At 39.3% G+C, this 13,504-nt stretch carries 11 protein-coding genes; 5 read left to right on the top strand and 6 right to left on the bottom strand.

From position 1 onward, the window contains the following. From CVT08_RS01055 to CVT08_RS01045, 3 genes are read left to right on the top strand one after another with little or no spacing between them, the layout of a single operon-like run. Complete coding sequence (locus CVT08_RS01055) at window positions 1-753, top strand: amino acid ABC transporter substrate-binding protein (protein WP_103576605.1); 753 nt, start codon at window positions 1-3, stop codon at window positions 751-753. A 23-nt stretch (window positions 754-776) separates the two neighbouring features. Then, window positions 777-1,445, top strand: coding sequence for an amino acid ABC transporter permease (locus CVT08_RS01050; RefSeq protein ID WP_107770608.1), 669 nt, complete (start codon window positions 777-779; stop codon window positions 1,443-1,445). Then, window positions 1,445-2,182, top strand: a complete 738-nt coding sequence (locus CVT08_RS01045) for an amino acid ABC transporter ATP-binding protein (RefSeq protein WP_103569570.1) — start codon at window positions 1,445-1,447, stop codon at window positions 2,180-2,182. The genes CVT08_RS01050 and CVT08_RS01045 overlap by 1 nt, the downstream gene beginning before the upstream one ends. 30 nt (window positions 2,183-2,212) lie before the next feature. On the opposite strand, the gene fldA is transcribed toward CVT08_RS01045, so the two are convergent. The 4 genes from fldA to CVT08_RS01025 all read right to left on the bottom strand — a co-directional run bounded on the left by fldA (window position 2,213) and on the right by CVT08_RS01025 (window position 5,047). Next, complete coding sequence (fldA, locus tag CVT08_RS01040) at window positions 2,213-2,704, bottom strand: flavodoxin FldA (protein WP_107856522.1); 492 nt, start codon at window positions 2,702-2,704, stop codon at window positions 2,213-2,215. Window positions 2,705-2,715: 11 nt separating this feature from the next. Beyond that, a complete protein-coding gene (locus CVT08_RS01035; RefSeq protein ID WP_107856521.1) occupies window positions 2,716-3,429 on the bottom strand; it encodes a UDP-N-acetylmuramate--alanine ligase in 714 nt (237 codons plus the stop codon). A gap of 3 nt (window positions 3,430-3,432) precedes the next feature. Next, window positions 3,433-3,744: a DUF2325 domain-containing protein gene (locus tag CVT08_RS01030; protein ID WP_002939277.1), complete on the bottom strand. Its 312-nt coding sequence runs from the start codon at window positions 3,742-3,744 to the stop codon at window positions 3,433-3,435. 136 nt (window positions 3,745-3,880) lie between these two features. Next, window positions 3,881-5,047, bottom strand: coding sequence for a sugar transporter (locus CVT08_RS01025; RefSeq protein WP_107856520.1), 1,167 nt, complete (start codon window positions 5,045-5,047; stop codon window positions 3,881-3,883). Window positions 5,048-5,203: 156 nt separating this feature from the next. On the opposite strand from CVT08_RS01025, the gene nifJ reads away from it, so the two are divergent. Together nifJ and CVT08_RS01015 are read left to right on the top strand one after the other, a co-directional pair. Beyond that, window positions 5,204-8,785 carry a pyruvate:ferredoxin (flavodoxin) oxidoreductase gene (gene nifJ, locus CVT08_RS01020; RefSeq protein WP_107856519.1) on the top strand — a complete coding sequence of 1,194 codons (3,582 nt, stop codon included), beginning with the start codon at window positions 5,204-5,206 and terminating at the stop codon, window positions 8,783-8,785. 65 nt (window positions 8,786-8,850) lie between these two features. After that, window positions 8,851-9,357 carry a DNA-deoxyinosine glycosylase gene (locus CVT08_RS01015; protein WP_196381012.1) on the top strand — a complete coding sequence of 169 codons (507 nt, stop codon included), beginning with the start codon at window positions 8,851-8,853 and terminating at the stop codon, window positions 9,355-9,357. A gap of 62 nt (window positions 9,358-9,419) precedes the next feature. Here the strand turns inward: CVT08_RS01015 and CVT08_RS01010 are convergent, their stop codons facing one another. Both CVT08_RS01010 and CVT08_RS01005 read right to left on the bottom strand, forming a co-directional pair. Continuing rightward, the gene (locus CVT08_RS01010; RefSeq protein WP_107856517.1) at window positions 9,420-12,212 is read right to left on the bottom strand and encodes a hypothetical protein; all 2,793 of its coding nucleotides are present in this window, start codon (window positions 12,210-12,212) and stop codon (window positions 9,420-9,422) included. Further along, window positions 12,212-13,432 carry a lysozyme inhibitor LprI family protein gene (locus CVT08_RS01005; RefSeq protein ID WP_107856516.1) on the bottom strand — a complete coding sequence of 407 codons (1,221 nt, stop codon included), beginning with the start codon at window positions 13,430-13,432 and terminating at the stop codon, window positions 12,212-12,214. The genes CVT08_RS01010 and CVT08_RS01005 overlap by 1 nt, the downstream gene beginning before the upstream one ends. Between the last annotated feature and the right edge of the window lie 72 nt (window positions 13,433-13,504).

Raw genomic sequence — 13,504 nt, 5'->3', positions numbered from 1 at the left:
ATGAAATTTACAAATTTATTAAAAGTAGTAGCAGTGCTTGCAATGGCTCTAAATTTGCAAGCAAAAACTATAAAAGATGGCGTGCTAACAGTAGCAACAGAAGGCACTTACGCTCCTTTTACATTTTATAATGACAAAAATGAGTTAGTGGGATACGACGTAGATATCGCAAGAGCAGTAGCGCAAAAGCTAAATTTAAAAGTTGAGTTTCTAACAGCTCCATGGGATGCGATGTTAGCAGCATTTGACGCTGGCAAGGCAGACGTTGTTTTTAATCAAGTAAGTATAACTGATGAGAGAAAGAAAAAGTATGCTTTTTCAGTGCCTTATACTGTGACATTTGGCGCTATCATCACTAGAAAAGATAATAACGATATAAAAAGTTTTGCTGATCTAAAAGGTAAAAAAGATGCCGACTCAGCGACTAGCAACTGGGCAAAAGTAGCTGTAAAATACGGTGCTGAGCACGTCGTAACAGACAGTTTTGCTAAAAGCATGGAACTTCTTATATCAAGGCGTGTAGATGCTGTTGTAAGAGATAACATCGTATTTTACGACTTTATAAAAGAGCGTCCAAATGCACCTGTGAAGATAGCTGCCTCACTTGATGAAAAAGACTACACAGCAGCAGCTGTTAAGAAAGACAACGCCGAACTTGCAGAGCAAATTTCAAATGCACTAAACGAACTTTCAAAAGAAGGAAAACTAGAAGCCATCTCAAAAAGCTACTTTGGCAAAGACGTCTCAAAATAAATTTATAAACCAACAAGGCAAAAATGGAAAATTTAGATAGAGTGATCGAGCTTGTTTCAAGCTCGACGCTACCGATGATCATCGCACTTTTAAAAGTGACGATCCCACTTACTTTGCTCTCGTTTTCGCTAGGGCTTGTCATCGCCATTATCACAGCAGTAGCAAGGCTTTCAAATATAAAAATTTTAAAATTTATATTTGCCACCTATGTTTGGATATTTCGTGGCACGCCGCTTCTTGTGCAGCTTTTCATTGTATTTTACGGACTTCCTAGCATCGGTATCACGCTTGATACTTGGAGTGCGGCCACTATCGCATTTAGCCTAAATGTGGGCGCTTATGCGTCTGAGTCTGTAAGGGCTGCCATACTTTCTGTGCCAAAAGGTCAGTGGGAGGCTGCCATATCGCTTGGCATGACGCACTATCAAATTTTAAAGCGCATCATTGCACCTCAAGCAGTGAGGATCTCACTCCCTCCGCTTTCAAACACATTTATAGGCCTTGTTAAAGACACTTCACTGGCAGCTTCTATAACGATGGTAGATATGTTTATGGTCGCTCAAAGGATCGCAGCAAGAACCTTTGAGCCACTCATCCTCTACATCCTAGCAGCACTCATCTATCTAGTGGTTTGCACACTTTTAACCTATCTTCAATCAAGGCTTGAAAAAGCTGTCTCAAGGTATGTCTAATGGCTATAAATTTTAAAAATATAAGCAAATCTTACGGCGATCATTTGGTGCTAGATAACATAAACACAAGCTTTAAAGAGGGGCAAACGACCGTGATAGTTGGCTCATCTGGTTGTGGCAAATCAACGCTTCTTAGATGCATAAATTTACTTGAGATCCCACAAAGTGGCACTTTAGAGGTAGATGATAGGAGTGTAAATTTTAAAGAGAAGCTTAGCTCAAAAGAGCTTTTAGAAATTCGCAAAAAAACAGGCATGGTCTTTCAAAGCTTCAATCTCTTCCCGCACCTAACAGCGCTTCAAAATGTCACCGAAGCTCCGATCTACGTTCAAAAAAAGGATAAAAACGAGGCGATAAAAGAGGCAAAAGAGCTTTTAGCCAAAGTTGGTCTTAGCCACAAAGAAGACACCTTTCCAAACAGGCTCTCAGGCGGACAAGCACAACGTGTAGCCATCGCTAGAGCGCTAGCTGTAAATCCATACTTTTTGCTACTTGATGAGCCTACAAGTGCGCTAGATCCAGAGCTAGAGGCTGAAGTTTTAAAGGTCATCTTATCTCTTGCAAAAGAGAAAAAGTCTATGATCATCGTCACTCACAATATGAATTTTGCTAGAAAGATAGCTGATAGAATTTTGTTTTTAGATAAAGGTGTGATCGCCTTTGATGGCTTAGTAGATGAGTTTTTTAACAGCCAAAATGAGAGGATAAAAAGCTTTATCTCGGCTATGGATATATAAATTTAGCTAGAAGATCTAGCTAAATTTAGATTAAATAAAGTGTGGTTTTATCTGCTCTATCCAAGCTGAAATTCTACCCTCAGTCTTGTCACTTTGGTTATCAGCATCAAGTGCTAGACCTACAAATTTACCATTTCTTACGGCATCAGAGCCATCAAATGTATATCCATCAGTGCTAACCTCGCCCACTACCTTTGCACCAGCTTTTACGACCTCATCGTAAAGCTTTGCCATGCCGTTACAGTACTCATCTGAGTAGCTCTCGCTATCGCCCATGCCAAAAACAGCGACCGTTTTACCGCTTAAATTTAACGCTTTAAAGTCAAATGCGTCCCAGTCGTCTTGCAAGTCGCCGCTACCCCAGGTCGATGTGCCAAGGATGAGCTTATCAAAGCTATTTATCTTTGCCCCATCCACGTCAGAGACGTTTAAAAGCTCGTTTTCAAGCCCCAAACCCTCGCTTATAAGCTTTGCTGCATCTTCGGTATTTCCCATGCTACTTCCATAAACTATACCTATCATTTTTATCCTTTTTAAAAAATTTTACTAATAATCGTATAAGGCACGAGCTTTATGCACCCTCTTGCAAAGCAGTGCCTAACCTCAACATGCCGCCTAAATTCCTCATTTCTAGGACAAACGATATAAACCATCTCGCACTCGCGACCAAGCGCGCAAACGGCTGCATCGATGTCGTCGTTTAAATTTCTCATATCATCAAAGCTCACCCTTTTAAAGCTTGGCATGACGCTGAGTAAATTTTTGCCATCTTTTTTGACCGAGATGACACCGCCATTTAGCACAACCTCTTTGTCCTGATGGCGGAGGCGTATTTTATCATAAACAAACTGGCAAAACATCTGCGCTGCGTCAATGAAAAACTCAAATTTCCCGCTTTTATAAAGCATCTTTATCATCTTTGCAGCTGCCATCTTTGGCTCTTTTGCTACAAATTTCAACGCTTTAAAGTCATTTTTCAAATAAGCATTTATGATGATGTTTGAAGGCATGCAAAAGCTATCAACTGGTTTAAAATTTAAAAATTTATCACGCAGTAAGAAATTTATCCTAGCCTCAAAAATATCTTTGAAATTTAGAAATTTAGCGTAAGAAAGCGGGATCTTTAGCTCGCTCTCTACGCCAACATTATAAAGTGCGATGAAAATTTTCGCACGTGAAAGCTTGTCAAGCTTTGCAAAAATACTTGGAGTTATTTCGCCAATATCTGATAAAAACCCGAACTTCATCGATTATTCTTTGCATCCAAATTCCTTATCTAGGCCAAAGACCTTACAATACTCGCAAAATACGCAACTAACGCTTCTTTTAGCACAAACGATAGGGATATTTCTCTTTTTTGCTTGAGTTTTAATGGTCTTCATCGTGTTGTGATTTAAAAAGCTAGTTAGCATCACCACGCACTCAGTATCTTGTGGGATAGGCTTGCGATTTACACGGTTTTCATTTCTAGCGTCCCAGTGCTCTATCTTTTCAGCTCCCAAATCATGCAAAACAGCCTTAATAGGCGTGATCTCATCTGCTCCGATAACTAAAACTGACATAACAAGCTCCTAAAATTTATTCGTTTGCTGATAACGATTATAAAAAAGCTTAGCTAAAATTATTCTTAGTTATGATATTTATTATCACTTATTTGTAGAAATTTGTAACGTTTTTGGTTGTTTAAAAAGGCTAAATTTACTCAGCCTTTTTAAATTTAACTGCTGCAACGAGAAATATGACAAGTCCAACCGCTGCAAAAAGGCTGCCAACATTGCCGATATTTTGCTCACCAAGATGAACTATCGTTTGATGACCTATTAGCGCGCCAGCTCCTATGCCGATGTTATAAATGGCTGAATATATCGCCATCGCAGCGTCCGTGGCGTTTGAGGCTAAGCTTAGCACCTTTATCTGAAAGCTCATATTTATCCCAGCTATGCCAAGCCCCCAGATAAAGGCAAGCGCAAGCATCAAGCTCTCATTTGTAGCGATCAAATTTAGCACAAGCAAGCAGACTAAAATGATAGCTATTGAGATAGCTGTAAAAGCAGTTGGTATAAGCTTATAAAATTTAGAGAAAAGCCAGCTTGCTACGATGCCAGCGACGCCAAACAAAAGCAAAAATATGGTGATAAATTTACCATCAAAGCCGCTTATGTCTTTAGCAAATGGCTCGATGTAGCTATAGGTGCTAAAATGCGCACTGATAACGATAGCAGTTAGCAAAAATATCACCATCAAAAAGCCATTTCTTGCAAGCTCTGGCAAACTCTTTAATGAACCTGAGTTCTTACTAGGCAAAAGTGGCAAAATTTTATATAGCCAAGCCCCAACGCCCACAGCAAATATCCCTATGAGCCCAAATGTGACACGCCAGCCCAAGCTATCACCCAAAATTCTGCCAAGTGGCAAGCCAAGTATCATAGCCATCGATGTGCCAAGAGCCAGCAGTCCAAGAGCTTGCGAGCTTTTATTGATAGGTGCCACCCTAACAGCAAGCGAGGCGGTGATCGACCAAAATATGGCGTGTGAGATGGCGACAAGCACACGGCCAACAACTAAAACCGTGAAATTCCAAGCAACCGCGCAAAGTGCGTGAGAAGCGACAAAAATGATAAAAACCTTTAAAAGTAGTGACCTTCTCTCTAAATTTGCAGTTAAAAGCATAAATGGTAGCGAAAGTATCGTCACACTCCACGCATATATCGTGATGATGAGCCCAGTATCAGCCGTACTCATGCCAAAATCCTTTGCTATGTCGCTTAAAAGCGGCACTGGCACGAACTCAGTTGTATTAAATATAAAAGCTGCAAAAGCTAATGCGATAACCCTTAGATAGGCTATTTTATGAATATTTATCAAAATTTCATCCTTTTTACTTTGCCTCTACAATATTAAAATTTGACTTACATCTTAGTTATTTATAAATTTTAATTTTTTAATGATAGAGATTAATGACAAATTTTGGATTATTTCCTTATAATAAAGCCATTTTTAAGATAATTTTAAGGCGGAAATATGTCAAAAATAATGAAAACTATGGACGGAAACGAGGCCGCAGCTTACGCGTCATACGCATTTACCGAAGTAGCTGGAATTTACCCTATCACTCCTAGCTCGCCTATGGCTGACTACACTGACCTTTGGGCAGCGCAGGGCAAGAAAAATTTATTTGGTATGCCAGTAAAAGTGGTCGAAATGCAAAGCGAAGGCGGCGCAGCTGGCACGGTGCATGGCTCGCTACAAGTTGGCGCGCTAACTACGACCTACACAGCTTCTCAAGGCCTACTTTTAAAAATTCCAAATATGTATAAAATAGCAGGCCAGCTCCTCCCTGGCGTCATCCACGTCTCAGCTCGCTCTCTGGCAGCGCAGGCTCTTTCAATATTTGGCGACCACCAAGACATCTATGCCTGTCGCCAAACCGGCTTTGCTATGCTAGCAAGCGGCTCAGTGCAAGAGGTGATGGATATCGCTGGCGTGGCGCATTTAGCAGCGATAAAAGGTAGAGTGCCGTTTTTACACTTCTTTGATGGCTTTAGAACGAGCCATGAAATTCAAAAGGTCGAGATGCTTGACTACGCACACTTTGACAGACTTCTTGACCGCGAGGCTCTGCAAAAATTTAGAGACGAAGCGCTAAGCCCAGAGAGCCCAAAAACTCGTGGCACAGCGCAAAATGACGATATATATTTTCAAACACGAGAGCTAAGCAACCGCTTTTATGACGCGGTGCCAGATATCGTGGCAAACTACCTAGCTGAAATTTCAAAGATCACTGGTCGTGACTACAAGCCGTTTAACTACTACGGCAACCCAGAAGCGACTCGCGTCATCGTAGCTATGGGCTCAGTGACGCAAACTCTTGAAGAGGTCGTGGATTATCTAAACGCAAAAGGCGAAAAGGTGGGCATTATCAAGGTGCATTTATACCGCCCATTTAGCACGAAGTATCTATTTGACGTGATGCCAAAGAGCGTGAAAAAAATAGCCGTTCTTGACCGCACAAAAGAGCCTGGCAGCCTTGGCGAGCCGCTATATCTTGATATAAAAGCAGCGTTTTACGGCCAAAAGGACGCTCCAGTGATCGTTGGCGGCAGATACGGCCTAAGCTCAAAAGACGTCGATCCTGCGCAAATGCTAGCTGTATTTGAAAATTTAAACCAAAACGAGCCAAAAGACGGCTTTACGGTGGGTATCGTTGATGACGTGACCTTTACGTCGCTGCCAACTGGAGAGAAAATTTCACTAAGCGATGAGAGCGTTAAAGAGTGCTTATTTTACGGCCTTGGAGCTGACGGCACCGTGGGCGCGAACAAAAACTCGATAAAGATCATCGGCGACAAAACCGACCTTTACGCGCAGGCATATTTTGCCTACGATAGTAAAAAATCAGGCGGTTACACACGCTCGCACCTTCGCTTTGGCAAAAAGCCGATCCGCTCGACCTATCTCGTCTCAAACCCGCACTTTGTGGCTTGCTCGGTCGCTGCATATCTTGAAATTTACGATGTGATTGACGGCATCAGAGAAAACGGCACGTTTTTGCTAAACTCTATCTGGGACGCAGAGCAGACCATAGCGAAGCTGCCAAATAAAGTTAAGAAAATTTTAGCTAGCAAAAATATAAATTTCTACATCATAAACGCAACCAAACTAGCGCACGATATCGGCCTTAAAAACCGCACAAATACCATTATGCAGTCGGCATTTTTCAAGCTTGCTGACATCATACCATTTGAAGATGCGCAAAAATATATGAAAGAGTACGCTCACAAAGCCTATGCTAAAAAAGGCGAAGCGATCGTACAGATGAACTACAATGCTATCGACGTTGGCGCAAACGGCCTTATAAAAGTGCCGGTTGATCCTGCGTGGGCAAATTTAGCAGATAATGAGCAAAAAGAGGAAAAATACATCGGCAACAGCTTCATCGAAAACGTCGTAAAACCGATAAATGCAGCTCGTGGCGACAGCCTGCCAGTCTCAGCCTTCATAGGCTACGAGGACGGTCACTTTGAAGCTGGCACGACGGCTTACGAGAAGCGTGGCGTTGGCGTCATGGTGCCAAAATGGATCGAGCAAAACTGCATCCAGTGCAACCAGTGCGCATTTGTCTGCCCACACGCCGTCATCAGGCCATTTTTGATAGACGAGAACGAGCTTAACGCAGCCCCTGATGGCGTAAAAGAGCACAATTTAGAAGCCAAAGGCAAAGAGGTCAAGGGGCTAAAATACAAAATCCAAGTAAGCCCGCTAGACTGCACTGGCTGCGAGCTATGCGCGCAAAACTGCCCAAGCAAAGAAAAATCACTCGTCATGGTGCCGCTTGAAGAAGAGCTAGGCAAAAACGAGCAAGAAAACGCTGATTATCTATTTAAAAAGGTTGCTTACAAAGACGATCTCATGAACAAAGAGAGCGTTAAGGGCGTTGGCTTTGCTAAGCCGCTCTTTGAATTCCACGGCGCTTGCCCGGGATGTGGCGAAACTCCGTATATCACGCTTATTACAAGGCTCTTTGGAGAGCGCATGATCGTGGCAAACGCAACTGGTTGTAGCTCGATATATGGCGGCTCAGCCCCATCTACTCCGTACACCACAAATGACGAAGGCAAGGGCGTTGCGTGGGCAAATTCGCTATTTGAAGATAACGCCGAGTTTGGCATGGGTATGAACGTAGCGATCGAGACTATGCGCCACCGCATCGAAGACATAATGAGAAACAACATAGATAGCGTGCCAAACGCACTTTCAGCGCTTTACAACGACTGGATAAATTTTAAAAATGATGGCGTTAAAACGCAAGAGATCACGAAAAATTTATTGCCTATTTTAGAGCAAAATTTAAGCGCACCAGGCGTAAAAGAAATTTTAGAGCTTAAGAAATTTCTCGTCAAAAAGTCGCAATGGATCATCGGTGGCGACGGCTGGGCGTATGACATCGGCTTTGGCGGACTTGACCACGTGCTAGCAAGCGGAGAGAACATAAACGTGCTGGTGCTTGACACCGAGGTCTACTCAAACACCGGCGGTCAAAGCTCAAAATCAAGCCGCACTGGCTCGATAGCGCAGTTTACGGCTAGCGGCAAACCGGCTCAGAAAAAGGACCTTGGCTACATCGCGATGACCTATGGAAACATATTTGTAGCGCAGATCAACTCAAACGCAAGCCAAGCAAACGTGATAAAAGCGATCGCAGCAGCTGAAGCGTATGACGGCCCAAGCCTTATAATCGCCTACTCTCCGTGCATCGCTCACGGCATCAAAGGCGGTTTATCGCAATCAGGCGGCCAAGGCGAGCTCGCCACAAAATGCGGATACTGGCCGACATATCTATACGATCCGCGCCTTTTAAAAGAGGGACAAAATCCGCTTAAAATCACCTCAAAAGAGCCTGACTGGTCGCTTTATGAAGAGTTTTTGCTAAACGAGGTTCGCTACAACTCGCTTAAGAAAACCAACCCTGAGCATGCAGACGAGCTACTAGCTAAAAACAAGGCCGACGCACAAAGACGCTACCGCCAGCTAAAACGCCTTAGCCTAGCAGACTTTAGCGACGAGGTCGAAACTAGTGCGGAGACTACTCAAAGCGCTGAGTAAATTTAAATTTCTCTTGCCAAATTTAAACGGCAAGAGAAAATTTCATTAAATTTAAAAGGCAAAATATGAGCCAAACGCACCCTTTTAAGCCCATTTTTGATAATAACTCTAAAATTTTGATCCTAGGCTCATTTCCATCTGTCATCTCTCGTAAATTTGGCTTTTATTATACAAATCCACAAAACCGCTTTTGGCGGGTGTTAGCTGGGATCTTAAACACTGCTGTGCCAGAAAGCACGGATGAAAAGATAAATTTTCTGCTCGCTCACCGCATCGCAATATACGACGCTGCGATCTCGTGTGAGATAGAGGGCTCGAGCGACGCAAAAATGAGCAAGATCGTGCCTGTAAATTTAAAGCCTTTATTTAAAGAGGCAAATATCACGCAAGTTTATGCAAACGGTGGCAAAGCTTATGAAATTTGTAAAAAATACTTAGAAGATGAGATCATAAAAGCAACAAAAAATGAAGTGATAAAACTACCATCAACTAGCCCTGCAAATGCTAAATTTGGCCTTGAAAAGCTCAAATGCGAATGGAAAGTAGTAGCCAAAGCAGTAACAGAAAGTTAAATTTAGCTAATTTGCTTGTCTGTTATTACAAATGCCAAAATATAAAACTAGAATATCGCTCCCTACTCAACCTCTAGCTTTACCTCTTTGCTATCTAGTCCAACTCTTTGTTTTACTTCGTTAAATTTTTGGATAAATCTGTTTTTATTCTCACTATTTATCAAATTTATTCCGCTTTTTATAGATGATGCTCTTTGTATATTGCTATCTATTGCATAAATTTTACATGGCTCTATATATGATCTATCTTTACCATCTATGCTTTGGTAGCATGTCTCACTTAGCTTATCATCTTCAAATATATCTATATCCCCACCGCTTAAATTTGAGTTTATATAGTACGTTCCTTTAGGCATATGCTCTGCTTTCTCATCTTTGCTCTCTTTATCAAAGATACCGCCAGACAAGCTTGTATCAAAGCACATAGTGGCATCAGTATGCCCAAACTCATATATACAAAGCTTGCCATTAGAGTATTTTAAATAGATAGGTGCTTTTATATCTACTCTAATATGTGTCTTTCCAAATTTAGTCTTAAACGCAGGTAATCTCAGATAGGCAAAAAACATTATGATATGGTTGCCATGATTTAGTCTTTTTAGTAGCTCTTTATCTTTTATATCATCTTTTGGGCTAAAGGTGATCTTTTTACCTTTAAATTTCTCTTCGCTTAAATTTATCGCCCCTGCTACCTTATCTACCATAACCTCACTATTATATTTATCCTCTCTTATCACCTTATAAGCCCAGCTTATCTCTTTGTAGTCATCATCTCCCTTGTTTGGCAGATAAACAGCCTCTAAATTTAAAGTATCCTTTATGCTTAGATTTGTAGCGTCACTACTTTCTGAAGTATTTAGCCTTATCTCAGTTATATTTTTTTGATAAACGACCGTAGATACTTTGATGTTAAACTCAGCACCCCCATCTTTTTTATCTTTACTAGCCAAAGTTACAACAGCGGTGTCTTCTTTAGCATGTATCTCGCCAGTGTCATACCTTTTGCTTAGATCAAATGTAGCTATGATAAATTTTGAAGTCTTTTTAAAGCCTGAAGAGTTTTTGTCTAAATTTATATTTATTCTAAATTTAGCCGTGTATGAGTTTTCAGAGCTACTATTACTATCTACATCTTTATCATCGTTTTTCTTTAGGTAGTAAGAGGGATAGACCCTTTTATCTTCACTATTATGAAGATACACCTTTTTTATATCGTAGCTTTTACCCTCTTCATCTTCTATGATTAGATTAGTGACCACTAAGTGGAAATTTCCTTCGCTTTTAGTTGAGATACTATCAGTAGCATCTGGTAGCCTTAGCTTTATATCAAACATACTTGAAGCCTTGTCGCTTCTTATACTATAGCTGTTTTCTTTGGCGAAATTTAAGAGATTAAAGCTCATTTTCTCAAAGAAGTTAAGAGTTATTACATTGCCACTATTAAAGGCATATCTATCATCTTGCGATATAAAAATGTCGTTAGCATTTTTATAGATGATAGTTTCACCATTTGTAGAAGGCTTTATAAAGCTTATCTCATCATCTCTTGAGTTTTTATTAGGCTCTCTTACATCTTGCTTATAGTTCATAAGCACTATCTCACTCTCATTGCTATTTCCATTTGGATTTAAATTTGAACAATCAAGCGATGTATTATCTGCTAAGACGATAGTAAAGGTTGTGTTTTTTGGTTGGATAGGCATTACAGGAAGGGCTGAAGCTGTTGGGTATATAAGCAAGATATCTCTCTTAACTTCAGGCCTAAACTCACCATTTTCTGCTCTTATCTTTAAAAGCTTATTTATCCTTGAGATATTATGGCTATTATCATCTTTTGTGGTGATCACATAGATATCTTCTAGCTTAAAGCTCTTTGATGTGACATCTTTTAAAAGGACATTTATCTTATCTGCAAAAAATTGCAAGATAGTGTTGTATTTTCTGTAGTGTTCATTAAAGTTTATAGCATTCTTTGGCGTTGCCAAGTACCCTGGGATAGTTCTATTGCCTTTAAATTCCTTAGTAGTCTCATAAGCTATAGCGTTTTGTAGATAGGTTATAGATGGCTCATCTTTATCTTTTATCTTTGCCACATTTAAAAGAGAAAATAGATCCAAACACTCTTCAAAGGATATTGCGTTTATGCTTATGTTTGTTAGAGTGTTTTGCTTAACCGCATTATTGTTAGTATTACTTTCAAAAAGCCCAAATTCATTTGACTCTGCAAATCTACGTTTAGCTATGCCTATCTCATTATCTGCGTTACTCTTATACCTTATCTCATACCAAGCTCCAAAGCGGTTTTTAGCTCTTAAGTGAGCTTTTAGGCCATTTCCTACAAGGCTTGGATTATTATATGTCATGCTCATTAGAGCTATATATTCTCTGCTACCTATACTATTTTCATCTATCTTTTTCTCTTGTGGACTTATAGAGGTATAAGCTAGTTTTTTATTTAGACCATCTCTAAAATTTTCAATCACCTCTGGCAATATATCACCGATTTGCTTATCGTCTAACTTAAATTCGCCAAATTTCGCACTTTTTCCGTCTTCTGTTTTTATGCCGTCAAGATACTCTGATACCTTAGATATTAAATTTTCATTAGTTTTTGCCCCTATCCCGTTAATAGTATTAAGTAGTCCAGTAAATTCTTCTTCGCTCATCTTAGGATCAGAATATTTTTTATCACAAACTTCTTTTAGTATCTCTTTTAAAGTCACATTAAAACCACAACCTATAGTTGCTATTTTATTAGTATCGTAATATAGTTCATATATAAATTTTTCAGCATCTTTTAATGTATCTCTTAGTTCATCTTTAAAATCACTAGTATTTCTCTCATTAATTGGCATTAAAACTCCTTAAACTGATCAAGATACTCTCTTATAAGCTTAGTATCATTTCTATCTTTAAACCTGCTTTGAATAGGCATTCTACAAACTAAACGATTTCCACTACCTTCTGCAGCATAAACCCTAAAGAAAAATTTATCAGCTACCATAAAAGTTAGCACATTAGGAAAATTACTTGAATCTATATACACTCCAAATTTATCTTTTGATTTTTCCCACTCTAAATTTGAAGCATAAAGTATTCTTACCATACCATCTGAAAGTATATTTGCATCATAGCTTTTATCGGTACTATATATTGCATTACTAAAACTATCTGCATCATTCTTTATTGCTTTTTTATAGACCTCTGTTGAAAAGTTATCATCCTTTTTATAGTCTAAGCCTCTTCTTTTAAACTCTTCCTTGGTCTCTTCTACCTCTTTAAATTTAAGTCCAAATTGTGGTTTCTGACCATATCTTATATAATCCCCATTTAAAAAATCCTCGAACTGCATGCTAGTATCTCTACAATATGGCTTATATGTCTTGCTTCTTAGATTATATATATCTTTTTCTTCTCCGCCTATACCTACGCACATGATATAACTTCCAACTGGAGCACCGTCAAGCTGCGTATAGTAATAGTTTGTAGTGGCATTTAATTCCCTCTCCGCAATGTCTTTACCAAGAGCATTAATTAGAAATTTCTCATAAAACTCTTTATCTTCCCCATAAGGTGGGTTATCTTTATTTACAGGTTTTGGAGAGTCCATCCAGAATTTTTGAGTAAAGTAGTTATAGCATAGATCATTTGTGCTATTTTTATCGTTTATTGAAAAACCTGTTCTCCAGTCGTATCTTGGCACTATGGATTTTATTCTATTAACATATCTACTAAAGACACAGCTATTAAATTCTTTTTCATCTTTTTTTGTATTGCAATACTTATCTCTATACTTAACCCAGTCAATCTGACTTTGTTTTAACTTTTCTAAATATGGTTTTATCTCCTCTTTAGCCTCTTCATTCATATAAGCAAGGTCATATTTGCCCATCATTAGATCATATGCTTTTTGCATATCTCTATCTACTCTTGATATATCTTCATCAGAACATACTAGTTTTTCTACTCTTGTTTTAGCTTTAGAACAATCAAAGCTAGGCTGAATTTTTTCACTTGAGTAAAGATGTGATGTGATTAGTAGTGTGGTTATAACAATAAGTTTTAAATTTTTCATTAGAGTTCCTTTTATTCTGATAATAAAATCTTGTTATTGTATCTATTGTGAGATTTATTAATCATAATTTAA

Origin of the sequence: Campylobacter concisus (assembly GCF_003048835.2) — a bacterium.
Taxonomy (GTDB): Bacteria; Campylobacterota; Campylobacteria; order Campylobacterales; family Campylobacteraceae; genus Campylobacter_A; species Campylobacter_A concisus_D.
The sequence above is the reverse complement of the archived record's forward strand: the minus strand, read 5'-3'. Positions and strand labels throughout refer to the sequence as shown.

What these genes read in the sequence shown, in the direction of transcription:
- CVT08_RS01055 (WP_103576605.1), top strand. Translation starts at nt 1, where the DNA reads ATGAAATTTACAAATTTATTAAAAGTAGTAGCAGTGCTTGCAATGGCT.
- CVT08_RS01050 (WP_107770608.1), top strand. Translation starts at nt 777, where the DNA reads ATGGAAAATTTAGATAGAGTGATCGAGCTTGTTTCAAGCTCGACGCTA.
- CVT08_RS01045 (WP_103569570.1), top strand. Translation starts at nt 1,445, where the DNA reads ATGGCTATAAATTTTAAAAATATAAGCAAATCTTACGGCGATCATTTG.
- fldA (WP_107856522.1), bottom strand. Translation starts at nt 2,704, where the DNA reads ATGATAGGTATAGTTTATGGAAGTAGCATGGGAAATACCGAAGATGCA.
- CVT08_RS01035 (WP_107856521.1), bottom strand. Translation starts at nt 3,429, where the DNA reads ATGAAGTTCGGGTTTTTATCAGATATTGGCGAAATAACTCCAAGTATT.
- CVT08_RS01030 (WP_002939277.1), bottom strand. Translation starts at nt 3,744, where the DNA reads ATGTCAGTTTTAGTTATCGGAGCAGATGAGATCACGCCTATTAAGGCT.
- nifJ (WP_107856519.1), top strand. Translation starts at nt 5,204, where the DNA reads ATGTCAAAAATAATGAAAACTATGGACGGAAACGAGGCCGCAGCTTAC.
- CVT08_RS01015 (WP_196381012.1), top strand. Translation starts at nt 8,851, where the DNA reads ATGAGCCAAACGCACCCTTTTAAGCCCATTTTTGATAATAACTCTAAA.
- CVT08_RS01010 (WP_107856517.1), bottom strand. Translation starts at nt 12,212, where the DNA reads ATGCCAATTAATGAGAGAAATACTAGTGATTTTAAAGATGAACTAAGA.
- CVT08_RS01005 (WP_107856516.1), bottom strand. Translation starts at nt 13,432, where the DNA reads ATGAAAAATTTAAAACTTATTGTTATAACCACACTACTAATCACATCA.